Annotated in this window: 22 protein-coding genes; 9 read left to right on the top strand and 13 right to left on the bottom strand. The window is 61.1% G+C overall.

Translation table 11 applies throughout. The features are described from left to right. Nucleotides 1-92: 92 nt before the first annotated feature. The 13 genes from purD to cutA all read right to left on the bottom strand — a co-directional run bounded on the left by purD (nucleotide 93) and on the right by cutA (nucleotide 14,336). Nucleotides 93-1,382 (bottom strand): phosphoribosylamine--glycine ligase, encoded by a 1,290-nt coding sequence (gene purD / locus U5K34_RS15615; protein WP_416224126.1) that lies wholly within the window; start codon nucleotides 1,380-1,382, stop codon nucleotides 93-95. 28 nt (nucleotides 1,383-1,410) lie between these two features. Further along, nucleotides 1,411-2,970, bottom strand: a complete 1,560-nt coding sequence (purH, locus tag U5K34_RS15610; protein WP_322569330.1) for a bifunctional phosphoribosylaminoimidazolecarboxamide formyltransferase/IMP cyclohydrolase — start codon at nucleotides 2,968-2,970, stop codon at nucleotides 1,411-1,413. Between the two features lie 79 nt (nucleotides 2,971-3,049). Next, on the bottom strand, nucleotides 3,050-3,343 hold the full coding sequence (fis, locus tag U5K34_RS15605) for a DNA-binding transcriptional regulator Fis (protein ID WP_322569329.1): 294 nt from the start codon (nucleotides 3,341-3,343) through the stop codon (nucleotides 3,050-3,052). After that, nucleotides 3,340-4,326, bottom strand: a complete 987-nt coding sequence (gene dusB / locus U5K34_RS15600) for a tRNA dihydrouridine synthase DusB (RefSeq protein ID WP_322569328.1) — start codon at nucleotides 4,324-4,326, stop codon at nucleotides 3,340-3,342. Before dusB ends, fis begins: the two co-directional genes overlap by 4 nt. A 163-nt stretch (nucleotides 4,327-4,489) precedes the next feature. Beyond that, nucleotides 4,490-6,190: a DUF3426 domain-containing protein gene (locus tag U5K34_RS15595; RefSeq protein WP_322569327.1), complete on the bottom strand. Its 1,701-nt coding sequence runs from the start codon at nucleotides 6,188-6,190 to the stop codon at nucleotides 4,490-4,492. Nucleotides 6,191-6,368: 178 nt separating this feature from the next. Further along, nucleotides 6,369-7,268 (bottom strand): 50S ribosomal protein L11 methyltransferase, encoded by a 900-nt coding sequence (gene prmA / locus U5K34_RS15590; RefSeq protein ID WP_322569326.1) that lies wholly within the window; start codon nucleotides 7,266-7,268, stop codon nucleotides 6,369-6,371. Nucleotides 7,269-7,373: 105 nt separating this feature from the next. Continuing rightward, nucleotides 7,374-8,717 carry an acetyl-CoA carboxylase biotin carboxylase subunit gene (gene accC, locus U5K34_RS15585; protein WP_322569325.1) on the bottom strand — a complete coding sequence of 448 codons (1,344 nt, stop codon included), beginning with the start codon at nucleotides 8,715-8,717 and terminating at the stop codon, nucleotides 7,374-7,376. A gap of 65 nt (nucleotides 8,718-8,782) precedes the next feature. Then, on the bottom strand, nucleotides 8,783-9,244 hold the full coding sequence (accB, locus tag U5K34_RS15580) for an acetyl-CoA carboxylase biotin carboxyl carrier protein (RefSeq protein ID WP_322569324.1): 462 nt from the start codon (nucleotides 9,242-9,244) through the stop codon (nucleotides 8,783-8,785). Between the two features lie 29 nt (nucleotides 9,245-9,273). Continuing rightward, the gene (aroQ, locus tag U5K34_RS15575) at nucleotides 9,274-9,717 is read right to left on the bottom strand and encodes a type II 3-dehydroquinate dehydratase (RefSeq protein WP_310693515.1); all 444 of its coding nucleotides are present in this window, start codon (nucleotides 9,715-9,717) and stop codon (nucleotides 9,274-9,276) included. Between the two features lie 744 nt (nucleotides 9,718-10,461). Next, the gene (locus U5K34_RS15570) at nucleotides 10,462-10,881 is read right to left on the bottom strand and encodes an REP-associated tyrosine transposase (RefSeq protein WP_322569323.1); all 420 of its coding nucleotides are present in this window, start codon (nucleotides 10,879-10,881) and stop codon (nucleotides 10,462-10,464) included. Nucleotides 10,882-11,148: 267 nt separating this feature from the next. Further along, nucleotides 11,149-11,706, bottom strand: coding sequence for a TlpA disulfide reductase family protein (locus tag U5K34_RS15565; protein WP_322569322.1), 558 nt, complete (start codon nucleotides 11,704-11,706; stop codon nucleotides 11,149-11,151). 72 nt (nucleotides 11,707-11,778) lie between these two features. Further along, nucleotides 11,779-14,004: a protein-disulfide reductase DsbD gene (locus tag U5K34_RS15560; protein WP_416224125.1), complete on the bottom strand. Its 2,226-nt coding sequence runs from the start codon at nucleotides 14,002-14,004 to the stop codon at nucleotides 11,779-11,781. 8 nt (nucleotides 14,005-14,012) lie between these two features. Then, the gene (cutA, locus tag U5K34_RS15555) at nucleotides 14,013-14,336 is read right to left on the bottom strand and encodes a divalent-cation tolerance protein CutA (RefSeq protein ID WP_322569320.1); all 324 of its coding nucleotides are present in this window, start codon (nucleotides 14,334-14,336) and stop codon (nucleotides 14,013-14,015) included. A gap of 86 nt (nucleotides 14,337-14,422) precedes the next feature. Here cutA and U5K34_RS15550 point away from each other — a divergent pair, with 86 nt between their 5' ends. From U5K34_RS15550 to waaF, 9 genes are all read left to right on the top strand, one after another. After that, nucleotides 14,423-14,872: an FxsA family protein gene (locus U5K34_RS15550; RefSeq protein WP_322569319.1), complete on the top strand. Its 450-nt coding sequence runs from the start codon at nucleotides 14,423-14,425 to the stop codon at nucleotides 14,870-14,872. 186 nt (nucleotides 14,873-15,058) lie between these two features. Further along, nucleotides 15,059-15,349 (top strand): co-chaperone GroES, encoded by a 291-nt coding sequence (gene groES, locus U5K34_RS15545; protein WP_322569318.1) that lies wholly within the window; start codon nucleotides 15,059-15,061, stop codon nucleotides 15,347-15,349. Nucleotides 15,350-15,410: 61 nt separating this feature from the next. Continuing rightward, the gene (gene groL, locus U5K34_RS15540; RefSeq protein WP_322569317.1) at nucleotides 15,411-17,066 is read left to right on the top strand and encodes a chaperonin GroEL; all 1,656 of its coding nucleotides are present in this window, start codon (nucleotides 15,411-15,413) and stop codon (nucleotides 17,064-17,066) included. A 373-nt stretch (nucleotides 17,067-17,439) separates the two neighbouring features. Further along, nucleotides 17,440-20,331 carry a bifunctional [glutamate--ammonia ligase]-adenylyl-L-tyrosine phosphorylase/[glutamate--ammonia-ligase] adenylyltransferase gene (glnE, locus tag U5K34_RS15535; RefSeq protein ID WP_322569316.1) on the top strand — a complete coding sequence of 964 codons (2,892 nt, stop codon included), beginning with the start codon at nucleotides 17,440-17,442 and terminating at the stop codon, nucleotides 20,329-20,331. Between the two features lie 751 nt (nucleotides 20,332-21,082). Further along, a complete protein-coding gene (locus tag U5K34_RS15530) occupies nucleotides 21,083-22,006 on the top strand; it encodes a branched-chain amino acid transaminase (RefSeq protein ID WP_322569315.1) in 924 nt (307 codons plus the stop codon). A gap of 39 nt (nucleotides 22,007-22,045) precedes the next feature. Beyond that, nucleotides 22,046-22,270, top strand: coding sequence for a zinc-finger domain-containing protein (locus U5K34_RS15525; protein WP_322569314.1), 225 nt, complete (start codon nucleotides 22,046-22,048; stop codon nucleotides 22,268-22,270). Nucleotides 22,271-22,295: 25 nt separating this feature from the next. After that, a complete protein-coding gene (gene hldE / locus U5K34_RS15520) occupies nucleotides 22,296-23,735 on the top strand; it encodes a bifunctional D-glycero-beta-D-manno-heptose-7-phosphate kinase/D-glycero-beta-D-manno-heptose 1-phosphate adenylyltransferase HldE (RefSeq protein ID WP_322569313.1) in 1,440 nt (479 codons plus the stop codon). Continuing rightward, nucleotides 23,732-24,685, top strand: a complete 954-nt coding sequence (gene rfaD, locus U5K34_RS15515; protein WP_322569312.1) for an ADP-glyceromanno-heptose 6-epimerase — start codon at nucleotides 23,732-23,734, stop codon at nucleotides 24,683-24,685. The genes hldE and rfaD overlap by 4 nt, the downstream gene beginning before the upstream one ends. A gap of 69 nt (nucleotides 24,686-24,754) precedes the next feature. Further along, entirely contained in the window at nucleotides 24,755-25,705 is a 951-nt protein-coding gene (gene waaF, locus U5K34_RS15510) for a lipopolysaccharide heptosyltransferase II (RefSeq protein WP_416224124.1), read from the top strand. The last annotated feature ends 2 nt before the right edge of the window (nucleotides 25,706-25,707 follow it).

Genomic DNA, 25,707 nt, shown 5'->3' with positions numbered 1-25,707 from the left:
GCCGCGAGCGAGCCGCCTATTCTAATGGAATGGCTGCTGGAAGTCTCGCCATCGGTTGATTTATCGAGACAGGGAAATCGCGGCGATTCGGCCTAGTTACCACCCTGTTCGCGGGCAATCGCGCGATGACCGATATCGTTGCGGTAATAGACCCCGTCCCAGTGGATCTGCTGCACCAGCGCATAGGCCCGCTGCTGGGCCTCGCTGACGGTTTCGCCCAGTCCCACGGCGCACAGCACACGCCCGCCGCTGGTCACGATCTGCCCGTCCTGTTCGGCGGTGCCGGCATGAAACACCTTGCTGTCGGGCGTCTCGTCCGGGAGCCCCGCGATAACATCGCCCTTGCGATAGCTGTCCGGATAGCCGCCGGCCGCCAGCACTACCCCCAGCGCGGCGCGAGGGTCCCACTCGGCCTCGATCTGATCCAGCCGTTGCGCCAGCGCCGCCTCGCACAGGGCGACCAGATCCGAGCGCAGGCGCATGAGAATCGGCTGGGTCTCGGGATCGCCGAAACGGCAGTTGTATTCGAGCACCTTGGGCGTGCCGTCCGGGCCGATCATCAGCCCGGCATAGAGGAACCCGGTATAGGGATGGCCCTCAGCCGCCATGCCGCGCACGGTCGGTTCGATGACCTCGCGCATGACGCGCGCGTGAATCCCGGGGGTGACCACCGGCGCGGGCGAGTAGGCCCCCATGCCGCCGGTATTGGGGCCGCGATCGCCGTCGTCGCGGGCCTTGTGGTCCTGGGAAGTGGCCAGCGGCAGGATGTGCTCGCCGTCGGCCATGACGATGAAGCTCGCTTCCTCGCCCTGCAAAAACTCCTCGATGACGACCCGGTGGCCGGCGTCGCCGAAGGCATTGCCGGCCAGCATGTCGCGTACCGCGGCAATGGCCTCGTCCTCACTCTGGGCCAGGATGACCCCCTTGCCGGCGGCCAGCCCGTCCGCCTTGACCACGATGGGCGCGCCCTGCTGGCGGACATAGGCGATGGCCTCGTCCACGTCGGTAAAATTGCCGTAGGCGGCGGTGGGAATCTGATGCCGCTGCAGAAAATCCTTGGTGAAGGCCTTGGAGCCTTCCAGCTGCGCGGCAGCGCGGGTGGGGCCGAAACAGGGCAGGCCGGCGGCGCTGAATTCATCCACCACGCCGGCCACCAGCGGCGCCTCGGGGCCGACCAGGGTCAGGTCGATGGCCTCGCTGCGGGCAAACTCGAGCAGGGCCTGAATGTCCTCGGCGCCGATGGCCACGTTTTGCAGACCGGGTTCACGGGCGGTGCCCGCATTGCCGGGGGCAACATACACGGTCTCGATCCGTTCGGATTGGGCGGCTTTCCAGGCCAGGGCGTGCTCCCGGCCGCCCCCGCCGATGACCAGAATTTTCATACGCGTGTCGCTCATGCCAGGTGGCTGTTCAATGACGGAAATGGCGCATGCCGGTGAAGACCATGGCAATGTCGTGTTCGTCGGCGGCGGCGATCACTTCCTCGTCGCGCATCGAGCCACCGGGCTGAATCACGGCCCGGATGCCGGCTTCGGCGGCCTGGTCCAGTCCGTCGCGGAAGGGGAAGAAGGCGTCGGAGGCCATCACCGAACCGGGCACTTCCAGCCCCGCCTGTTCGGCCTTGATGGCGGCGATGCGCGCCGAGTTGACCCGGCTCATCTGACCGGCGCCGACGCCCACGGTCATCAGCTCGCGGGCATAGACGATGGCGTTGGACTTGACGAACTTGGCCACCTGCCAGCTGAACAGCAGATCACCCATCTCCTGCTCCGAGGGCTGGCGTTGGGTCACCACCTTGAGGTTATTATATAAAGCCAGATCGGCCTCCTGCACCAGCAGGCCGCCGTTGACCCGTTTGAAGTCAAGCCGCGACTGGCCGTTGCTGAACTCGCCGCAGGCCAGCAGGCGCACGTTCTTCTTGGCCGCGACCACCTCGATGGCCTCGGCGCTGACACCCGGCGCAATGATCACCTCGACAAACTGGCGCTCGACGATCGCTCTGGCGGTTTCGGCATCCAGTTCCTGGTTGAAGGCGATGATGCCGCCGAAGGCCGATTCGGGATCGGTGGCATAGGCACGATCATAGGCCAGCAGCAGGTTCTCGGCCTGGGCAACCCCGCAGGGGTTGGCGTGCTTGACGATGACGCAGGCCGGGGTGTCGAACTGTTTGACGCATTCGAGTGCCGCATCGGTGTCGGCGATGTTGTTGTAGGACAGCTCTTTGCCCTGCAGCTGGCGCGCGGTGGCCACCGAGGCCTCGTGCTGATCGGCTTCCACGTAAAAAGCGGCCGCCTGATGCGGGTTCTCGCCATAACGCATGGCCTGGACTTTGTGGAACTGGCTGTTGAAGGTGCGCGGCAGTCCACCGTGTTGTCCCTCGCTGTCGATCGCGCCCAGGTAGTTGGCAATCGCGCCGTCGTAACCGGCGGTATGCTCGAAGGTTTTAACCGCCAGATCGAAACGGGTGGCATCGCTCAGCGCGCCGTCGTTGTCGGCCATCTCTTCGAGCACGCGCGGATAATCAATGCTGTTGACCAGCACCGCCACCCCGGCATGGTTCTTGGCGGCGGCACGCAACATGGTCGGCCCGCCGATATCGATGTTTTCGATCGCGGTGGGCAGATCGCAGTCGGGTTTGGCGATGGCCTCGCGAAACGGATAGAGGTTCACCACCACCATGTCGATGGGCGGGATGGCATGTTCCTGCATCACCGCGTCATCCGTGCCGCGCCGACCCAGCAGTCCGCCGTGGATCTTCGGATGCAGGGTCTTGACCCGCCCGTCCATCATTTCCGGAAAACCGGTGTAGTCGGACACCTCGATAACCGGAATACCGGCCTCACTCAGCAACTTTGCCGTGCCGCCGGTCGAGAGGATCTCGACCCCGAACTGCTCGTGCAGTTGTCTGGCAAATTCGGCGATCCCGCTTTTATCGGAGACGCTGATCAGCGCGCGCTGGATTTTATTCATGATTGTGAGTTCCCCACCAACAATTCGGCCACGGGATTGCCGTGGCCGACGTTGTGCTTATCGATTGTGATGTCCGGTGTCAGTCGTGTAATCCGTACTGCTTGAGTTTCTTTCGCAGGGTGCCCCGGTTGATGCCCAGCATTTCGGAGGCCTTGCTCTGATTGCCGCCGGTGTGCTGCAGCACGGCACGAAACAGCGGCTCTTCCAGTTCGGCGAGCACCATTTTATACAGATCGTTGGTTGGATGGCCTTCCAGCTGACGGAAATAGTTATCCATCGCATCCGCAACACAATCCCGCAGAGGTTTCTGGGACGAGTCGAAAGTGTTGTTATTGGTCACCACAGCGTTTTCCATAGCCACTGCTTCACTCATGCGGCAAGTTCCTCCCGATTGATTAAGCGTTCAAAAAAGTCATAAATCATATCCAGCTGTTGCTCCACGCTGTCGACGCGATTCACTGCCTGACGGAAGGCCGCGCCATGAGACTGTCCCTTGCTGTACCAGCTGATATGTTTGCGGGCCACCCGCACGCCGGTGTGTTCGCCATAAAAGGCATATAGATTTTTCAGATGGCCCACAAGGATGTCGCGGATGGTTTCCGCGGACGGCTCCGGCAGCAACTCGCCGGTTTGTAAATAGTGTTCGATTTCGCCAAAGATCCAGGGGCGGCCCTGGGCGGCGCGGCCGATCATGACCGCGTCGGCGCCGGTATGCCGCAGAACATAGGCCGCTTTTTGCGGCGTGCTGATATCTCCGTTGGCGATGACCGGAATAGCGACCCGCGATTTGACCTCGGCAATGGTGTCGTACTCCGCCTCGCCGTTGTACTGATCGGCCCGGGTGCGGCCGTGGATGGCCAGCGCCTGGATACCGGCTTCTTCGGCGATGCGGGCGATCAGCGGCGCGTTTTTGTGCTGGCTGTCCCAGCCGGTGCGGATCTTCAGGGTCACCGGCACGTCGACCGCATCGACCACGGCTTTGACGATGCGCTCGACCAGCGGCTCGTCCTGCAGCAGGGCCGAGCCGGCCATGACATTGCACACCTTCTTGGCCGGGCAGCCCATATTGATATCGATGATCTGGGCGCCGCGTTCGACATTGTGACGCGCGGCCTCGGCCATCATTTGCGGATCGGCACCGGCAATCTGCACCGACTTGGGCTCGATCTCGCCCTCGTGACTGGCACGCCGTTCGGTCTTTTTACTGCCCCACAACAGGGAATTGGACGAGACCATTTCGGACACGGCCATGCCGGCGCCCAGTTGTTTGCACAACTGGCGAAACGGCAGATCGGTCACGCCCGCCATGGGCGCAAGGATCAACGGATTGTTGAGCTGATAAGGGCCGATACGCATAGTGATGTCTTCAGGCTGACTCGTGCCCCGCGGCACGAGGCGGATCATCATACCCGTTCGGGTGCAGAGGATAAAGCAGGAAAACCGCTCCGCAGGCCTTGCGATTCCCGCAAAGCTGATCTACACGCACCGCCTGTTTGAGGTCGTGTGCGAGGCGCGTCGGTTACTGAAAATCGAATTCGAAGTTCACCGCCTCGCTGCCCGGGTCCGCCACTTCGAGTTTGATCTGCAAGGGGGTGTCCGGTTGCATCTGCATAAACGGTGAATGGCGTTCGCCCAGATAATCGGCTGGCGTAAAGCGGCGCCGGGCCACCCGGTTGCCGGATAAATCAAACAGCGTGACCCGCACGGCGGGGTAGGCCTGGGCCACCTCGGCTTCATTGACCAGGGTGGCGCTGATCAACAGGGCATCATCCTGATCGGGATGGGCCCGCACGTCGCGGTTAAGCAGACGGAGGCGATCGGTATCCCGGTACGGGGTGAAGCGGCAGGGTAGTTGCTGGCAGAACTGTTCCAGCCAGGGCTGGCTTTGCGGGACATAGCGGACTACATCCAGCGGCCGGAACAGGGCCAGCTGGCCAATCAAAAGCGCCACCAATATCAGGAATAACAAACTGCCACCCAGGGTGGCCAGCCAGCTGCGCGGTTCGGGCGGTTCGATCGCCAGTGACTCCCGCAGGCGCAGCGGCACCGGTTCCGGCTCCTCGTCCAGCGTCGGTGGCGGCTGGGGGGCGGTCTCATCGCGAGTGTCCGCTTCATCGACCTGGTCGATTGGCCAATCTTCGAGCTCGTCCTCGAATGCCTGCGGCGTCGCTGCTTCCCCGGGTCCGGTCGTGGCGGTGCCGGCCGCGTCTGCCGTTTTTGGGGCCGGCCAAGCCGGTTCCTCGTCGGCAGACGGTTCGCGTTTTATATCGTCAAACAGGCTGTCGATGGCCTCGCCCAGTTCATCCGGTTCGGTGGGCGGCGGCTCGTCCGGTAACGCCAGGGAGCCCGGCAATTCGGTGTCGGGGTTGTCGATGCCCAGCGACAACTGCTGGTCCATCTCCGCCAGGATGTCATCCAGTTCCCGGTCCGAGAGCACTTCATCGGTGAATTCGTTGTATTGATAACGGGGACGCTCGGTCGCCGAGATCGGCTCGGGCTCGGGTTCTTCCGGCTCGCTCACGGATTCGCTGTCGGCCGGCGATTCGGTAACGGCGTCCGTCTCCCGTTCTTCCAGGTCCGGCATCGGCATTTCGACAGTTGCCGGCTCGGTTTCCGGTTCTTCCGGTTCGCTCACGGATTCGCTGCCGGCCGGCGAGTCGGTAACGGCGTCCGTCTTCCGCTCCGCCAGGTCCGGCATTGGCATTTCGACGGTGGCCGGTTCGGGTTCCGGCTCGTCCGCTTCGATTTCGGGTTCGGCCTCGTCCCCGGCAGGTTGCGCCTGTTCGGTCGCAGAGACGTCCGGCGTTTCGTCGGTTTTGAACGGGGCTGGCGTCGTGGGCCCGGACTGATCCGCGGACGGCATGAGCGAAACGGCATCGACGTCGCTTTCGGTGTCGTCGCTGCTGTCGGATTCCGGTTCGGGCGGTCTCCCGGCCGCCGTCGGGGCAATGCCGGTGGAGGCGGCTTCATCGCTGGCTGCGGGGGGACGCTCTTCGCTCTGCGGGGCGCGGAACAGATCAATATGATCCGTTTGATCCCCGGCCGGAGTTGTCGATGCAGTGGACGAGGCCGGTGGACTCTGACCGGGCACGGGCTGCAAATGCTGCCTGGCATTGAAAACGGTCTTGCATTTGCCGCAACGCACCTTGCCCTGCGCCACCGCCAGCTGGGCCTCGGTGATCCGGAAACAGGTACGACAGGCGGGACAACAGGTCAGCATAACGGTGTCGGGAATGGTTTTGTGGCGGTGCGAGACATGGGTTTGATCATACCATGCTATATCAGTTTCTAGGTGCTAGGTCCTGGAACCTGATTTGGTAGGCCGGACAAAGCGTAGCGGTGTCCGGCAATCTTCGAGAGCCCGATACCGCTGCGCTTTATCGGGCCTACACGCTGGATCAGTTTCCAGGTTCTGGCTTCTGGAACCTGGCTCCTGTTAGACAAACCCACTCCTCAATCTGGCGATAGAGCTGTATGTCGAAATAGGGCTGGTAGGCGGCGATGACGTCGTCCATCTGGGTGTCGAGGATCCCGGCCAGGACGATGCGGCCGCCCGGCTCGACATGGCCGGCCAGTTGCGGGGCCAGGTGGATCAGGGGGCCGGCCAGGATGTTGGCCAGCAGCAGCGGCACGGTGACGTCACCCGGCATGGCCCCGGGCAGGTGTAGCGAGACGTTTTCCTCGATGCCGTTCTTGCGCAGGTTCTCGGCGGTGGCCAGCAGGGCCTGGGGATCGTTATCCACGCCCCACAGCTGCCGTGCGCCGAGTTTGCTGGCGGCGATGGCCAGAATGCCCGAACCGCAGCCGTAGTCGATGACGTTTTGATCCCGCGGGGGATGTTCGTCCAGCCACTCCAGGCAGAGGCGCGTGGTGGGGTGGGTGCCGGTGCCAAACGCCAGGCCGGGATCGAGCAGGATATTCACGGCGGCGGGATCGGGCGGGGTAAAGCCGCCGGGGACGATCCAGACCCGGCGGCCGAACTGCATCGGCTGGAAATGATCCATCCAGGCGCGCACCCAGTTCTGATCTTCCAGCGGCTCAGCTTTCCAGTCATTGACCGGGTCGGGCAGCTGCCGGTTGATCTGATTGATGAGGGTTGCCGGATCCCGGTCGGCTTCGAACAGACCGATGACCCGGGTCTGGGACCAGATGGGCGTGGTGCCGGGTGCCGGCTCCAGCAGCGGCTGATCGGCGGCATCCTGCAGCGTCACCGAGGCGGCCCCGACTTCCTCCAGGGCATCACTGAGACGTTCGACCTGTTCGGCCGACGCGGGGATGATGAGTTGTAGCCATGCCATAAGAGAAAAGGGCCGAGTTACGAGGGACGAGTAACGAGGACAAGCCGGTTGTTTTGCCTCGTCACTCGTCACTCGTCCCTCGGCACTGAAAAACTGTTAAGTGAACTAGCGTTCACTCAACAGTTTTTCGAGGTAATGAATGTTCGTACCACCGGCCCGGAAGTTGGCGTCGCGGATCAGTTCCTGGTGCAGGGGGACGTTGGTCTTGATGCCTTCGACCACGATTTCGCTCAGGGCGATGCGCATGCGTGCCAGGGCGGTCTCGCGATCTTCGCCGTGGGCGATCAGCTTGCCAATCATCGAGTCGTAATAGGGCGGGACCCGGTAACCGTTATAGATATGGGTGTCGACCCGGATGCCCGGTCCACCCGGCGCATGATAAGACGTGATAGTGCCCGGCGAGGGAATGAACTTGTCCGGATCTTCGGCGTTGATGCGACATTCGATCGCATGGCCGCGGATTTCGATCTCTTTTTGGGTATAACGCAGTTTTTTCCCCGAGGCGATCAGCAGCTGTTCGCGCACGATGTCCACGCCGGTGATCATTTCGGTGACCGGGTGTTCCACCTGTACGCGGGTATTCATCTCGATGAAATAGAATTCACCGTCCTGATACAGAAATTCGAACGTGCCGGCGCCGCGATAACCGATTTCGCGGCAGGCCTCGGCGCAGCGTTCGCCGATCTTCTTGCGCATTTTCTCGGTAATGCCGGGGGCGGGGGCTTCCTCGATCACTTTTTGATGACGACGCTGCATGGAGCAGTCGCGCTCGCCCAGATGAATGGCATTGCCGTGTTCATCGGCCAGGACCTGGAACTCGATATGGCGCGGGTTTTCCAGGAATTTTTCCATGTAGACCATATCGTTGCCAAACGCGCCGCCGGCTTCGGCCTTGGTCATGGAAATGGCGTTCAGCAAAGCCGCCTCACTGTGCACCACGCGCATGCCACGTCCGCCACCGCCGCCGGCGGCCTTGATAATGATCGGGTAACCGATCTCGCGGGCAAGGTGGATATTGGTTTCCTCGTCGCTGCCCAGGGGCCCGTCGGAACCGGGTACGCAGGGCACGCCGGTTTTTTGCATCGCCTTGATGGCCTGCACCTTGTCACCCATCATGCGAATGGTGTCAGGGCGCGGGCCGATAAAGATAAACCCGCTTTCCATCACCCGCTCGGCGAAGTCGGCGTTTTCCGACAAAAAGCCGTAGCCGGGATGAATGGCCATCGAGTCGGTGACTTCGGCGGCGCTGATCACGGCGGGGATGTTCAGGTAACTGTCGGTGGAAGAAGCCGGGCCGATACAGACCGACTCATCGGCCAGGCGCACGTGTTTCAGATCGCGATCGGCATCGGAATGAACCGCGACGGTTTTGATACCCAGCTCGCGGCAGGCGCGCAGAATGCGCAGCGCAATCTCTCCACGGTTGGCAATCAGGACTTTTTCTATCATCGTTTACACAATCTGGTTGGTGCCCAAAAGGCGAAGTGGCGGGCCGCTCGCGGCGGCCGGTGTTGTTAACCGATGACAAACAGCGGTTCGTCGTATTCCACCGGCTGGCCGTTTTCCACCAGGACAGCCTTGATGGTACCGCTCTTGTCCGCTTCGATCTGGTTAAGCAGTTTCATGGCTTCGATGATGCACAGGGTATCACCGGCATTGACCTGCTGACCGACCTCGACAAACGCGCTGGCGCCCGGCGACGGCGCACGGTAGAAGGTGCCGACCATCGGGGATTTGACCACATGGCCTTCGGGCAAGGTGGGCTCGTCGCTTTCCGCGGCGGCGGCGGGCGCCGGTGCCGGCACTGGAGCGGGTGCCGCCGCCGGCGCGGGTTGTGGCGGCGCCTGCATCATCATCGGCGCGTTGGGACCGGTGCGGCTGATGCGCACCGACTCTTCGCCTTCCTTGATCTCGATTTCGGCAACGCCGGACTCTTCCAGCAGTTCGATCAGTTTTTTGACTTTGCGTATATCCATAACAGTAATGCCTTGAGAAGGTTATCAGGTTAGTTGTTCTGCAGGGTATGCAGCGCGGACTGCAACGCCAGCGTGTACCCGTAGGCACCCAGCCCGCTGATCACGCCGCTGGCCAGTTCCGAAAAATAGGAATGACGACGAAAATCCTCGCGCGCATGGATGTTGGAAAGATGAACTTCAATAAACGGAATCTTCACCGCCGCCAGCGCATCGCGCAGCGCCACGCTGGTATGGGTAAAAGCGGCGGGATTGATAATGATCCAGGCCACGTTCTCGCTGGCCGCCTGCTGCACGCGGGAAACCAGTTCATGCTCGGCGTTGCTCTGCAGGCTGGATAACGTGTGCCCGGCTTCACTGGCAATCCGGCCCAGTTCCTGATCGATCTCGGCCAGGGTGGCCGCGCCATAGTGCTCCGGCTCGCGCGTACCGAGCAGGTTCAGGTTGGGTCCGTGCAGTACCAGTATCTGGGCCATGGGCTATCTATTAGACTGTTATTGCGTCGCGGGCCGTTTGAGTCGATTTATCGTGGCTACATATCTGAACAGATCGAAGCAAGATCGACGCCAGTTTGACGCAGTTTTTTCGGCCAATCACAGGGGAATTCTGCCTCAAGATGAGGGGTTTGTCCAGAACCCCGGTTTTCCCCGCCATTTCGCTGCAAATCCTAGCAAGATTCGCACCAGGGCGGTTTGAACTCGATCACAGTCCTTCCCTCGGTCTCTCGCGGCCTCGGGAGGGACGAGGGAAAACATTTACCACGAAGACACGAAGTCACCAAGAAAGCTGAATCGGGTGGGTGGGAGCGCCCCACGGGCGCGACTGTCGAATCGGGCACGGGCACGGTCGCGGTCGAGGCCCGCTCCCACAGGGTACTCTGTCTGCCGGCATAAGGCAGAAGTGGAACAGATGTTCCTGTGGTGGGAGCGCCCCACGGGCGCGACTGTCGAACCCTGCACGGTCGCGGTCGAGGCCCGCTCCCACAGGGTTCTCTGTCTGCTGGCATAAAGCAGAAGTGGAACAATGTTCCTGTAGTGGGAGCGCCCCACGGGCGCGACTGTCGAATCCTGCACGGTCGCGGTCGAGGCCCGCTCCCACAGGGTTCTCTGTCTGCTGGCACAAAGCAGAAGTGGAACAATGTCCCTTAGTAGGAGCGCCCCACGGTCGCGACTGTGCGACCTGCACGTCGCGGTCGCCGCTCCCCAGGCTGATCCAGGCGATCAGCCATGTGACTGCCAGTCCGGCTGGGGGTCGGCTATCACATAACGGGCCGTATTCCTCAAATCTTCTTCACGACGCAAGGCGTGATCGTGAAACCCAGGTTGCCATAGGCGACCCGAGCGATTTAATTGCAGGTTAATACAACGGGCACTGTTCGACTTGATGTTTGAGACGACGGTGCAGAGAGGGTGTCGGTGACCCAACTGCATAAGCCAGTGAAGATGATCGGGCATGACTACATAGGCCAGAGTTGTTGCATTGTTCTGATTATCTTTCAGTGTCTTTACCAGTAATCGCCCCAGGAAAAGATCCCGAAATACCGGCTGACGTTGCTCGGTAACGGTTGTGATGAGATAGATCCGATCGGTTTCCGAGCGGCGACCGATGCGCAGACGATGCTCTGCTGGAGAATTTGGCATGTAACACCTCCTTGTGTTCATGGGAACTGTCTCGCAAACAGGTGTGTTTGTAAAGGGGGTGTCGGTCGCGGTCGAAGCCCGCTCCCACAGGGGACTGTCTGCCGGCATGAAGCAGAAGTGGAACAATGTTCCTGTGGTGGGAGCGCCCCACGGGCGCGACTGTCGAATCGGGCACGGTCGCGGTCGAAGCCCGCTCCCACAGGGAATTGTATGCTGGGTTTAAGAAAAGGGCCTCGTCACTCTTCCCTCGTAACTCGGCCCTCTTGTTTACAGGAGGGGTTTGATCATCGCCTCGGCGTCTTCGAAGCTCAGTTCGTTGCGATGGGTCTCGGTGATCTTGCCGTCGCGGTCGACGATGACGGTGTAGGGCAGGACGCCCATGCGGTTGCCGTAGGCTTTGGAGAGGGCGATGCCGTCCTTGTCGCCGACCAGGATCGGGTAGTTGATCCCCATCGGATCGACGAAGTCGATGGCGTTCTGTTTGGTGTCGATGGCGATGCCGACGATGGTAAAGCCCTGATCGGCGTATTTTTCCTGCAGGTCGATGAAGGCGGGGATCTCGCGGCGGCAGGGCGGGCACCAGGTGGCCCAGAAGTTGATCATCAGTACCTCACCGTCCCATTCGCTGATATGGCGCAAATTGCCCTGCAGATCGAGCAGGCCGAAATCGGGACGAACTTCAGGCGGGCCGGCGGCATCGCTGCTGTTTTGTGCTGTGGCTGTTTCGCTGTCCTGGTCGTCAAACAGCTGGTTGGCGTACATGCCGGCCAGCAGACTGATGGCCGCCACCACGATGATCAATGCGATAAAGACTGAACGTTTCATACGGCTGTTCCGTTCGTTAGAGGTTAAATGAATCAAATCCGGATCAGGCCCGCCACCGGGGCGGGCCGTCACCTAGAAGGACATCATGTTCAGATGGTTATGAAACTCGTCGGCGTTCATGGCACCCACCAGACGCCGGCCGTGGCGCTCCTCGCCATCGGGGCCGAAGAAGAGAATGGCCGGCGGCGCAACGAGATTGAAGCTGCGCAGTAATGCCTTGTCCTTTTCGTCGTTATCCGTCACATCCGCCTTGAGCAGGACGAAGTTATCCAGCCGCTCGATGACGCGCTGATCGGTGAAGACGTATTTTTCATAATCCTTGCAGTAGATACACCAGTCGGCGTAGAAGTCGAGCATCACCGGCTTGCCGGCGTCACTGGCGCGCGCCAGTTCCTGCTCGAAGTCCTCGACGGTCTTGATCGTCCGAAACTCGAGTTTTTGTTGCTGGACGGCGCCAGCGCCCCCGGCGCCGGCAAACACGCCGTGCAGCGGCCGGAACTTGTCATTGGCGCCGGCACTGGCGCCAATCACCAGCAGGATGCCGTAGACCAGCAGGATGATCCCCAGCCCTTTCCAGAGCCGGTGCCAGCCGGAGGTGTCGGCCGGCAGCGGTTCCAGCGCTTTCATGTAGATGCCCGAGATGATCAGCAGCGCGGCCCACAGCCACAGAGCGACATAGTCGGGAATAATCCGCTCGAGCATCCAGATGGCCACGGCCAGCAGCAGGACGCCGAAGATGGCCTTGACCGCATCCATCCAGCCGCCGGCGCGAGGCAGCAGTTTGCCCGCCGAGGTGCCGATGGCAATCAGCGGCAGCCCCATACCCAGACTCAGGGCGAACAGGGCCATGCCGCCGAGCACCGCATCGCCGGTCTGGCCGATATAGATCAGCGCCCCCGCCAGCGGCGCGGCCACGCAGGGACCGACGATCAGTGCCGACAGGAAGCCCATCACGGCCACGCCGGTCAGGCTGCCGCCTTTCTGGCGGTTACTGACTTCGGAGAGCCTGCCCTGGATGGAGGCGGGCATCTGCAGTTCGTAGAAGCCAAACATGGACAGGGCCAGCAGCACGAACACGGCGGCAAAGCTGCTCAGAATCCAGGGGTTCTGGAAGGCCGCCTGCAGGTTCTCGCCCAGCATGCCGGCGAGGACCCCGGCAACGGTATAGGTGAGCGCCATCGCCAGCACGTAGACCGTGGACATGGTAAAGGCGCGACCGGTGGTGATCTTGTCCCCCTGGCCGATGATGATGCTGGAGAGAATCGGAATCATCGGGAACACGCAGGGGGTGAAGGCCAGCAACAGGCCGAAGCCGAAGAAGGTCAGAATGACCAGGATGCCGCCGGCCTGCAGCGAGGCGGCGATGGTGTCCTGCTCGGACATGGGCTGTTGTTCGCCTGTCTGAGCCGTCGGCTCGGAATCATCGGCCTGCGTAATCTGATTCGTGGCGGCCAGCTTGACGGTTTCACTCTTGCGAATCGGGGGATAGCAAATCCCGGTTTTCTCGGCACAACCCTGGTAGACAAATGCCAGCTCAACCTCGCCGGCCTCGCCCCGGGTCCGCACCAGGGGAATATCGACCGTCAGGGTCTGTTCGCCCTCGAATACCTGGATCTTGCCGAAGAATTCATCTTCTTTTTCCTTGCCTTTGGGCAGCTCGACCTCGCCTACCCGGGCGTCGCCCTGCTTGACGGAAAATTCGAATTTGTCGCGATACAGATAGTGGTCGGCGACGATCTGCCAGGTGGCCCGCACCGTATCGGCGCTGATGACTTCCGTGCTGAAGGCAAAGGCCTGATCGGGATGCAGGACCTCATCGTCGCCCTGGTTCAGGCCGAGATCGTCATTCAGATCCTGCAGGGAGGGTTTGTCCTGCGTACTGGCCGCGGCGCCGGTGGCAGTCAGTAGCACGTCCTGGCGGTGCGGGGGATAACAGACGCCGAGATCGGCGCAGCCCTGGGAGTGGGCCGTCAGCGTGAAATCGCCGCTGCCGGATTCAATCGGGATCGTGACGGGCACGCCGCCGCGATAAATTTCCACCTGGCCGAAGAACTCGTCGTCCTTGATCTTGCCGTCGGGCAGCTGCGGTTCGCCCAGGGTGATAGCGGGATTGTCGACCTCGAAACGGATCTTGCCGCGATACAGATAATAGTTGTCAGCCACGTCCCAGCGGGCCTGGATCGCGCCATCGACGACCTCGGCCTGGAAGGCAAACGCCTTGTCGGGCTCCAGCAGCTCTTGTTCGGCGGCAACGGGGAATACAAACAGAAATAACAGGGTGGCAAACAGTTTTTTCATCATCATTATTATTCCAGTGCGTTATCAATCCACTGCAGGTAATCCTGCAGTCCTCCATCCAGAGAGACCCTGAGAATTTCAGGAAGTTCATATGGGTGGTGCTGTTGCAGGGTCTCTTCCAGCTGGCCGTAGCGGTCCTGCCGGGTCTTGATGATCAGCAACACCTCGCCGTCGCGCTCGACCTGGCCCTGCCATTCGTAGACCGATTCCAGTCCGGGCACGATATTGACACAGGCCGCCAGTCGCCCCGCCACCAGCCGGTCGGCCAGTTGTCGCGCGGTGTCGGTATCGGGGCAGGTGCACAGCACCAGGCACTGGGAGAGTTCACTCATGCCGTGCAAGATACCAGCCCGGTGCACGACTGGCAAAGCATCAAGCTGTTACACTATCGGCTCAACCCATCCTCTGGTTAAAGACGATGCCCCTGTTTCGAATATTCCTTATTCTGTTTATCGCCATTCCCCTGATCGAAATTTATTTTCTGATCCAGATCGGCGAGGTGATCGGCGCCTGGCCGACCATTTTACTGGTGGTGTTGACCGCCGTGGTCGGTGTCGGCCTGTTGCGCTGGCAGGGCTTTTCTACCCTGATGCGTTTTCAGACGGAGCTGGCCGGGGGCCAGCTGCCGGCTCTGCCGCTGTTCGAGGGGCTGCTGCTGGTGGTCGCGGGCGCGCTGCTGCTGACGCCGGGGTTCGTGACCGATGCGGTGGGTTTCGTTTTGCTGGTGGCGCCTCTGCGCCAGGGGCTGATCCGCTGGGCCATCCGGCGCGGCGTGATTCGCACCGGCCCGCCGGGTGGCGGCCCCGGTAAGCCCGGGGGCGGCCCGCGCACCATCGAAGGCGAATTTCAGCGTCGGGATGACGACTGAGCCTTGAATTTTCCCACTATCACCCCATCAAGAGACTGGTCTTGACAGTGCGGCCGTGACCGCTATTATTAGCACTCGTCGATGCCGAGTGCTAAAAGGCCGACTGAAATTCCCGCCCGGGCAGGCTGCTGTTCGGGCTAACCATCTGAAATCCAAGAAATCAATAACATTCAGGAGATACTGAGAATGAAAATCCGTCCTTTGCATGACCGCGTGATTATTCGTCGCATGGAAGAAGAACGTACCACGGCTGGCGGCATCGTCATTCCCGATTCCGCCACCGAAAAACCCAGCCAGGGCGAAGTGGTCGCCGTGGGCAATGGCAAGATTCTGGACAACGGCGAAGTCCGCGCGCTGGACGTTAAAGCGGGTGACAAGGTGCTGTTCGGCAAATATGCCGGTAACGAGGTCAAGGTCGACGACGAGGAACTGCTCGTCATGCGCGAAGAAGACATCATGGGTGTGGTTGAAGGCTGATCCGGCGATTCAACCACGGTCGATATTGAAAGCTTATCTATAAAGATAGTGAGGAAGGAACATGAGTGCAAAAGAATTGAAATTTGGTGACGACGCCCGTCATAAAATGCTCAAAGGCGTGAACACCCTGGCCAATGCCGTCAAGGTCACCCTGGGCCCCAAAGGCCGCAATGTCGTGCTCGAGAAGAGCTTCGGCGCGCCGACCATCACCAAGGACGGCGTTTCCGTGGCCAATGAAATCGAACTGACCGACAAGTTCGAAAACATGGGCGCACAGATGGTCAAGGAAGTCTCTTCCCAGACTTCCGACGTCGCCGGTGACGGTACCACCACGGCGACCGTGCTGGCCCAGTCCATCCTGACCGAAGGCATGAAGGCCGTGGCCGCCGGTATGAACCCGATGGATCTCAAACGCGGCATCGACAAAGGCACCAATGCCGCCGTCGAGCAGCTGAAGAAATTGTCCAAGCCCTGTGCCGACGACAATGCCATCGCCCAGGTGGGCACCATCTCCGCCAACTCCGACCAGGAAGTCGGTGACATCATCGCCCAGGCCATGGGCAAGGTCGGCAAGGAAGGCGTCATCACCGTCGAAGAAGGCACCGGTCTGGAGAACGAACTGGACGTGGTTGAAGGGATGCAGTTCGATCGCGGTTACCTGTCGCCCTACTTCGTCAACAACCAGCAGAACATGACCGCCGAACTCGAAGATCCCTACATCCTGCTGCACGACAAGAAGATCTCCAACATCCGCGAACTGCTGCCTGTGCTGGAAGGTGTTGCCAAGGCCGGCAAGCCGCTGCTGATCGTGGCCGAAGACATCGAAGGCGAGGCGCTGGCCACGCTGGTCATCAACAACATGCGCGGTATCGTCAAGGTGGCCGCGGTCAAGGCTCCGGGCTTTGGCGAGCGTCGCAAGGCCATGCTGCAGGACATCGCCGTGCTGACCGGTGGTACCGTGATTTCCGAAGAAGTCGGTCTGCAGCTGGAAAAAGCCTCCGTTGAAGATCTGGGTCAGGCGAAGAAGATCACTGTCTCCAAGGAAGAAACCACCGTCATCGACGGTGCCGGTCCGCAGCATGACATCGAAGCCCGGGTCACCCAGATCCGCGCCCAGATCGAGGAAGCCACTTCCGACTATGACAAGGAAAAACTGCAGGAACGCGTGGCCAAGCTGGCCGGCGGTGTGGCGGTTATCAAGGTCGGTGCCGCCAGTGAAATGGAAATGAAAGAGAAAAAAGCCCGCGTGGAAGACGCCCTGCACGCCACCCGCGCCGCGGTGGAAGAAGGCGTGGTCCCCGGCGGTGGTGTCGCCCTGCTGCGTGCCCGCACCGGTATCGATGGCCTGACCGGCGACAATCACGATCAGGACGTTGGTATCAACATCCTGCGCCGCGCCATGGAAGAGCCGCTGCGTCAGATCGTGAGCAACACCGGTGAGGAAGCCTCCGTGGTCTGCAACAAGGTGGAAGAAGGCAAGGACAACTACGGCTACAACGCCGCCACCGGGGAATACGGTGACATGATCAAGATGGGTATTCTGGACCCGACCAAGGTCACCCGTACTGCCCTGCAGAACGCCGCCTCGGTCTCCGGCCTGATGATCACCACCGAAGCCATGATCGCCGACAAGCCCGACGAAGACGGCGGTGCCGGCGCCGGCGCGGCCGGTGGCATGGGCGACATGGGTATGGGCGGCATGGGCGGCATGATGTAAGCCCGACGGCCTTAACCCAGGCACAACAAAAAGCCCCGCCAGCAATGGCGGGGCTTTTTTATTTTGTGCCATAGATATATCAGTGGGAATAACGCAAAGGACGCAAAGACGCAAAGAACGCAGAGAAAATATTTATGTATTCATTATGTTGATTGCGTGAACCGGTTTGCATATAAACGGATTTGAATTAATCATGGAATGTTAATGGCTGGGTGTGTTTGGGTAATCTTTCAATTATTACAATAAATATCCTTTGCGTCCTCCGCGTCTTTGCGTCCTTTGCGTTATTTACAGCAATCTTTCTAAAAGACCGGTTGTTGCAGAAGGCGGTTTTGGTCATAGTATCCGGCACACCCATCAGGTTTTTTTATCCATGAGCAGCAACGTCGATCAGGCTATTTCGAAGTTACCCGAACCGCTGGCCGAACAGGTCACGCGCTGGTGGGAGGAGTTTGCCCCGCAGCAGGGCGATACTCCACTGGAGGAGGCGGTTGCCGGGTCACTGCCGGTGGTCTGGGCGGCCAGTGAATACGTGGCCCGCCAGTGTCTGCGTTATCCCGGGGAGTTGTCTGCCCTGCAGGCGCGGCTGTTGCAGTCGGCCGACCAGGCGCAGTTTGCCGAGCAATGGCAGTCGATGATTGACCCGGTGGAGGATGAGGCGGGGCTGATGCACGTCCTGCGCCGCTTTCGCCATCGCGAGATGGTGCGCATCCTGTGGCGGGACCTGGCTGGCTGGGCGGAGCTGGAGGAAACCTGCCGGGACCTGACTCATCTGGCACAGACCTGTATTGACGGGGCGTTGAACTGGTTATACCCGCGCTTTTGTGATCAGTATGGCACCCCCTGTTATGAAGACGGCTCACCCATGAACCTGGTGGTGATGGGCATGGGCAAGCTGGGGGCGTGGGAGCTGAACGTCTCCTCGGATATCGATCTGATCTTTACCTTTGCCGAGGAGGGCGAAACCCGCGGCGAGGGGCGCACCCTCAGCCACGGTGAGTTTTTCATCAAACTCGGCCAGAAGCTGATCGCCGTGCTGGATCAGCAGACCCCGGAAGGCTTCGTGTTCCGGGTCGATATGCGCCTGCGCCCGTTCGGCGACGGCGGGCCGCTGGTCACCAGTTTCGATGCGCTGGAGACCTATTACCAGGCGCACGGTCGCGAGTGGGAACGCTACGCCATGATCAAGGCGCGCGTGGTGGCCGGCGATCAGGCGGCCGGCGAAGAGCTGATGAACATGTTGCATCCGTTCGTCTATCGCCGTTATCTCGATTACGGCGCCTACGAATCCCTGCGCGATATGAAAGGCCTGATTGCCAAACAGGTCAAACGCAAGGGACTGGAACAGAATGTGAAGCTCGGACTGGGTGGCATTCGCGAGATCGAGTTTATCGCCCAGGTGTTTCAGCTGATCCGCGGCGGCCGGGATCCGGCCCTGCAGGAACGGCGGGTACTGTCGGTGTTGCCGCTGCTGCAGGAGAGGGATGTGTTGCCCGAGTTCGTGGTGCGCGAACTGGCAGCGGGTTACCGTTTCCTGCGCGATGTGGAGCACCGCCTGCAGGGTGTGCTGGATCAGCAGACCCATGATCTGCCCGAGGAGGAATACCCGCGTCTGCGCCTGGCCTGGAGTATGGGCTTCGACAACTGGCAAGCGTTTTACGGCGAGCTGGAACATCATCGCCAGCATGTGCATAACCATTTCGATCAGGTCTTCGCGGCGCCGCAGAATGTCGAGGAGGAAAATGAAAACATCTTCTACGACCTGTGGCACGCCAACCTGGACGAGGAGCAGGCCACGCATGCGCTGGAGGAGGCCGGTTACCGGCAGCCCGCCGCGGTTCTTTCGCGGGTAACCGATTTACAGGATGGCCGGCTTTACCAGTCGCTGAGCACCAATGGCAAACGCCGGCTGGATCGGCTGATGCCGTTGCTGCTCGGCGCCGCCGCGCAGGCGGACGATCCCGACCTCACTTTTGAGCGGGTGCTGGAGATCGTGCGCACCGTCGCCCGGCGTAGTGTCTACCTGGCCCTGCTGGTGGAGAATCCACTGGTGCTCTCGCAGCTGGTCAAACTGTGCCAGGCCAGTCCCTGGTTGTCGCGCTATCTGTCCCGTTATCCGCTACTGCTCGACGAGTTGATGGACGTGCGCAGTCTCTATGCGCCACCGGCCAAAACCGAGCTGGCGGCGGAACTGGTCGGCGAGCTGGCCCAGCTCGAGCCCGACGATCACGAGCAGGCGATGGAGGCGCTGCGCCACTTCAAACACACCAACGTGCTGCGCGTGGTAGCGGCGGATGTCTCGGATGTGCTGCCGCTGATGAAAGTCAGCGACCACCTCTCCTGGATCGCCGAGGTGATCCTCGAAGAAGCCCTGCAGCAGGCCTGGCAACATCTGAGCGAGCGCCACGGCCAGCCGGTCGCCAGCCGGGACAGCGGCGAGAAGGGCTTTGCGGTGATCGCCTACGGCAAGCTGGGCGGTTATGAGCTGGGTTACGGCTCGGATCTGGATCTGGTCTTTTTGCACGCCAGCGAGGATCAGAACGAGATGACCGACGGCAACCAGCCGCTGGCGGTGCCGGTGTTCTATGCCCGGCTCGGCCAGCGACTGATCCATATTCTCACCACCCACACCCCGGCCGGCGTGCTCTATGATGCCGATCTGCGCCTGCGTCCCGACGGCGCCTCGGGCATGCTGGTCAGCAATCTCACCTCTTTTGAAGGCTATCAACTCAACAAGGCCTGGTTATGGGAGCACCAGGCCCTGGTGCGGGCCCGCGGCGTGGCCGGCGACCACGACATCATCGACCGCTTTGGCACGGTGCGCCAGACCGTGCTGGGCCGCCAACGGGATCTGGGGGAACTGCGTGCCGAGGTCGTCAAAATGCGCCAGCGCATGCGCACCGAACTGGCCAAAAAAGCGCCCGGCTGCGTGGATATCAAACAGGGCGAGGGCGGCATGGTCGATATCGAATTTCTGGTCCAGTACTACGTGCTCGGCTACGCCCACCAGTATCCCGATCTGCTGACCTGGACCGACAACATCCGCATTCTCGACACCCTGGCCGACACCGCCCTGCTGGCCGCGACCGACACCGAACAGCTCAAGGACGCCTACCGCGCCTACCGGGACTACACCCACCGCATGGCGCTGCAGGAGCAGAAGGTTCTGGCACCCGAAGAGGTGTTTGATGAGCACCTTGCGCTGGTGAAACGGATCTGGGAAGAAGTCCTGAATGGACAGGGCCGAGGGACGAGGGCCGAGTGACGAGGTTTTTTATATCCCCTCCCCCTCCCCCTGTCCCCCTCCCTGTGGGAGGGGGAACGCATGCATGCTATTAGGGGATGCCCGATACCGCTGCGCTCTATCGGGCCTACCGGATAAACAGGTCCGAGGGACGAGGGACGAGGGACGAGGAAACCCCCGCGGTATGGTCTGCGGGGGTAGGAGCGCCTTCGGCGCGATAGTGTCTATGGCAACGGACAGGTTTGTCGCGGCGCAGCCGCTCCTACACTCCCTTCGAGCAGTAAGTAGGCCGGACAGAGCGCATCGGGGATGCCCGATTGCACTTCGCTCTATCGGGCCTATCAGGTGAACAGGGACGAGGGACGAGGAAACCCCCGCGGTATGGTCTGCGGGGGTAGGAGCGCCTTCGGCGCGATAGTGTCTATGGCAACGGACAGGTTTGTCGCGGCGCAGCCGCTCCTACACTCCCTTCGAGCAGTAAGTAGGCCGGACAGAGCGCATCGGGGATGCCCGATACCGCTGCGCTCTATCGGGCCTACCGGGTGAACAGGTCCGAGGGACGAGGGCCGAGTGACGAGGAAACCCCCGTGGTGTGGTCTGGAGTGTAGGAGCGCCTTTGGCGCGATAGTGTCTATGGCAACGGGCAGGCTTGTCGCGGCACAGCCGCTCCTACACCCCCTTGATCAGGAACGACAACGCCGCCGATTTCGCATAGAATAGCCCTCTTTATACCCATTTATATCTGATTCAGGTTTTGAAGGAGTGGCGTGGTATGTCGATGGCCGAGCGTGACGGTGTCATCTGGTTCGATGGTGAAATGGTGCCCTGGCGCGAGGCCCAGGTGCATGTGCTGACCCATACGCTGCATTACGGCATGGGCGTGTTCGAGGGGCTGCGCGCCTACAAGGCGGAGCAGGGCACGGCCATTTTCCGCCTGCAGGAGCATACCGATCGGCTGTTTCGCTCCGCGCACATCCTCAACATGAAGATCCGCTTCGACAAGGACACCCTGAACGATGCCCAGCTGGCGGTGGTGCGCGAGAACGGTCTGGAATCGGCCTATATCCGCCCGATGTGTTTCTACGGGGCCGAGGGCATGGGGCTGCGCGCTGACAACCTGCAGGTCCACACCATCGTGGCCGCCTGGGAATGGGGCTCCTACCTGGGCGCCGAGGGGATGGAGAAGGGCATTCGCATCCGCACCTCCTCGTTTACCCGCCATCATGTCAACGTCACCATGTGCCGGGCCAAGGCCAACGGCAACTACATGAACTCGATGATGGCTCTGCAGGAAGCGGTGCGCGACGGCTATGACGAAGCACTGCTGCTGGACGTGGATGGCTTCGTGGCCGAAGGCAGTGGCGAGAACTTCTTTCTGGTGCGTAACGGCGTGATCTATACCCCCGAACTGACCTCGGCCCTGGAGGGGATCACCCGCGATACCCTGTTACACCTGGCGCGGGATCTGGGCTACGAAGTGCGCGAGAAGCGCATTACCCGCGACGAGGTCTACGTGGCCGACGAAGCCTTCTTTACCGGCAGTGCCGCCGAGGTCACGCCGATCCGCGAACTGGACGGCCGGGCCATCGGCTCGGGCGTACGCGGGCCGGTGACCGAGCAGTTGCAGACTCACTATTTTGATCTGGTCCACGGCCGTGTCGACAAGTACACGGACTGGCTGGCCTACGTAAAATAAAATAACAACCCGAACAGCAGGCAACAGGAGGCGAGGGCAGTGACCCAGAAATCAAATTCAAACTCCCCGGCAGCGCGCAAGCCGGTGCAGGCCAACGCGGCCAGTCGCTACGAAGTGACCCGCGCGGAACTGCCGCTGCACTGCCCGATGGATGACATGACGCTGTGGAATTCCCATCCCCGGGTTTATCTGCCCATCGAGGAGCAGGGTGGCGAAGCCAAGTGCCCCTATTGCGGCGCCGTCTACATTCTCAAGGATCTGTAAACGCCGCTGCCACGGCGAGTCGCTGATGAAACTGCAACTTCCCCAGTTTGAACAGGCCCGGGTGCTGGTGATCGGCGATCTGATGCTGGATCGCTACTGGCACGGCGACACCTCGCGCATCTCGCCCGAGGCCCCGGTGCCGGTGGTACGGGTCGGCGAGGCCGAGGAGCGGGCCGGCGGTGCCGGGAACGTGGCGCTGAACATTGCCGCGCTGGGCGCCGGCGCCCGGGTCATGGGGCTGACCGGTGACGATGAGGCCTGCAATGCGCTGGACGATATTCTCACCGCCGCCGGCGTGGAATGCCGCTTCAGTAAACTGACCGGCTGTGCCACGGTCACCAAGCTGCGGGTACTGAGCCGTCACCAGCAGTTGATCCGGCTCGACTTCGAGGACGGTTTCGAAAGCTATCAATCCGAGGATTTGCTGCGCCAGTTCGAACAACAGCTCGACGGCATGGGCGCGGTGATTCTCTCGGACTATGGCAAGGGCACCCTGCGCGAGGCGCGCGCCTTCATCCAGGCGGCGCGCAACAAACAGATCCCGGTGCTGGTCGATCCCAAGGGCAATGATTTCGAGCGCTATCGCGGCGCCACCTTGATCACGCCCAACCTGAGTGAATTTGAAGCGGTGGTCGGCCACTGCCGGAACGATGAAGAGGTCGTTACCCGGGGCATGGCGTTGATCGAACAGTTCGAGCTGGATGCCCTGCTGGTCACCCGCAGCGAACGGGGCATGACGCTGTTGCGCCGGGGTCAGGAAGCGTTGCACATGCCGACGCACGCGCGCGAGGTGTTCGATGTCACCGGCGCCGGGGATACGGTCATCTCGGTGCTGGGCGCGGCGATTGCCGCCGGCGAGGATCTGGCCAATGCCACCGCCTGGTCGAACCTGGGCGCCGGCGTGGTGGTCGGCAAGCTCGGTACCGCCACGGTGAATATCGACGAACTGCGCCGCGCCGCGCGCGCCCAGCATGAGATCGAAACCGGCGTGGTCGACGAGGATCTGCTGGTGCGGCTGGTGAAAGATGCCCGCGATCACGGCGAGACGGTGGTGATGACCAACGGCTGTTTCGATATCCTGCATCCGGGCCACGTGCTCTATTTGCAACAGGCGCGCAAGCTGGGCGACCGGCTGGTGATCGCGGTCAACGACGACGCCTCGGTCAAGCGGCTCAAGGGCGAGTCCCGGCCGATCAATACGGTCGAACGGCGCATGGCGGTGTTATCCGCGCTGGAGTGTGTCGACTGGGTCGTGCCCTTTAGCGAAGACACTCCCGAACGGCTGATCTGCCAGGTCCTGCCGGACTTGCTGGTCAAAGGCGGCGATTACCAACCCGAAGAGGTCGCCGGCGGCCAGTGCGTGCTGGATAACGGCGGCAAGGTGGAAGTCCTGGACTTTATCGAAGGCCATTCCACTACCGACATCATTAAAAACATCACAGGCAAACAGAAGGCGGAATCATGATTATCGTGACCGGCGGCGCCGGTTTTATCGGCAGCAATATCGTCAAGGCACTCAACGAGCGCGGCGAGACGGATATCATTGTGGTCGACAACCTGACCAACGGCGTCAAGTTCAAGAACATTGCCGACTGCGAGATCGCCGACTATCTCGACAAGCAGGACTTCATCGAACGTATCAAGGCCGGCGACAGCTTCGCCAAAAAGGTCAAAGCCATTTTCCATGAAGGCGCCTGTTCCAGCACCACCGAGTGGGACGGCAAGTTCATGATGGAAAACAATTACGATTATTCCAGGGCGTTGCTGCATTACTGCCTGGATCGCCAGATTCCTTATTTATACGCCTCGTCTGCTTCGGTCTACGGTTCCGGCAGCGTGTTCAAAGAGAGCCGCGAGTACGAGCAGCCGATCAACATGTACGCCTATTCCAAGTTCCAGTTCGATCAGTATGTGCGCCGTCATCTGCCGGATGCCAAAAGCCAGGTGGTCGGGTTCCGCTACTTCAACGTCTATGGCCCGCGCGAGCAACACAAGGGCAGCATGTCCAGCGTGGCTTTTCATGTAAACAACCAGATCACGGAAAACGGCAAGGCGAAACTGTTCGAAGGCTGCGACGGTTACGGCAACGGCGAGCAGCGCCGTGACTTCGTCTATGTCGGCGATGCGGTGGATGTGAATCTGTGGTTCATGGATAACCCGGATAGGTCCGGCATTTTCAACCTGGGCACCGGGTGCAGCCAGACCTTCAAAGACGTCGCCGAGGCGGTGATCGCCTATCACGGCAAGGGCGAAATCGAATATATTCCTTTCCCCGAACATCTCAAGGGCCGTTACCAGAGTTTTACCGAGGCGGATATCAACGCCCTGCGTCAGGCTGGTTACGAAGCGCCTTTTAAAACGGTCGAGCAGGGTGTCACCGACTATATGCGGTGGCTGCACCGCGACAGCCAGTAATTACGGCGAGCGGTGAGCGGCACGTCTTCCGAGCGTATCCTGGTGATCGGCCCGGCCTGGGTCGGCGATATGGTCATGGCCCAGAGCCTGTTCATGAGCCTGAAACAACAGCGTGACGATCCCCTCATCGATGTCGTCGCGCCAAAATGGTCGCTGCCGTTACTGGCGCGCATGCCCGAAGTCCACGAGGGGATCCCCCTGCCGGTGCAACACAAGGAACTGGGGCTGGGCAAGCGTCGGGCACTCGGCCGCGCCCTGCGCGCGCACAAATATGATCAGGCCATCATTCTACCGCGTTCCTACAAGGCGGCGCTGGTACCCTGGTTTGCCCGGATTCCCCGGCGCACCGGCTACCGGGGCGAGATGCGTTACGGCATGATCAACGATATCCGTCGCCTGGATAAACGCGTGCTGTACCGGACCGTGCAACGTTTCGTCGCGCTGGGACAGCCGGGCGATGTGGATGCGGCGCCAGCGATACCGCAACCCCACCTGGCGGTCGATTCGCACAACCGCCAGCGATGCCTGGAGAAACTGGGCCTGACCACGGACAAACCGATCATCGCCATGATGCCGGGCGCCGAATACGGTCCGGCCAAACGCTGGCCGACCGACTATTTTGCCGAACTGGCGCGTCAGCTGGTTGATCGGGGTAAACAGGTCTGGGTGCTCGGCTCCCACAAGGAAGCGCCACTGGGTGACGCGATCGCGGTGTCAGACAATATTGTTAATCTGTGCGGCAAGACCGAACTGGTGGATGTGGTGGACTTGCTGTCACTGTGCGAACAGGCGGTGACCAATGACTCGGGATTGATGCATGTCGCCGCGGCCAGCGGTTCCAGCGTCATCGCCATTTACGGCTCCTCCGATCCGAACTACACGCCGCCGTTGACGGACAGGGCGCAGATTATCTATCAGAACCTGGACTGCAGTCCCTGCTTTGAACGGGAGTGTCCGCTGGGACATACCAACTGTCTGAACGATATCAAACCCGACTCCATTCTCGCGCGGATAGAATAAAT

The organism is Thiohalophilus sp., from assembly GCF_034521165.1.
Lineage (GTDB): Bacteria > Pseudomonadota > Gammaproteobacteria > UBA6429 > Thiohalophilaceae > Thiohalophilus.
Note: the sequence above shows the minus strand (reverse complement) of the source record. Positions and strands in the feature narration are given on the sequence as shown.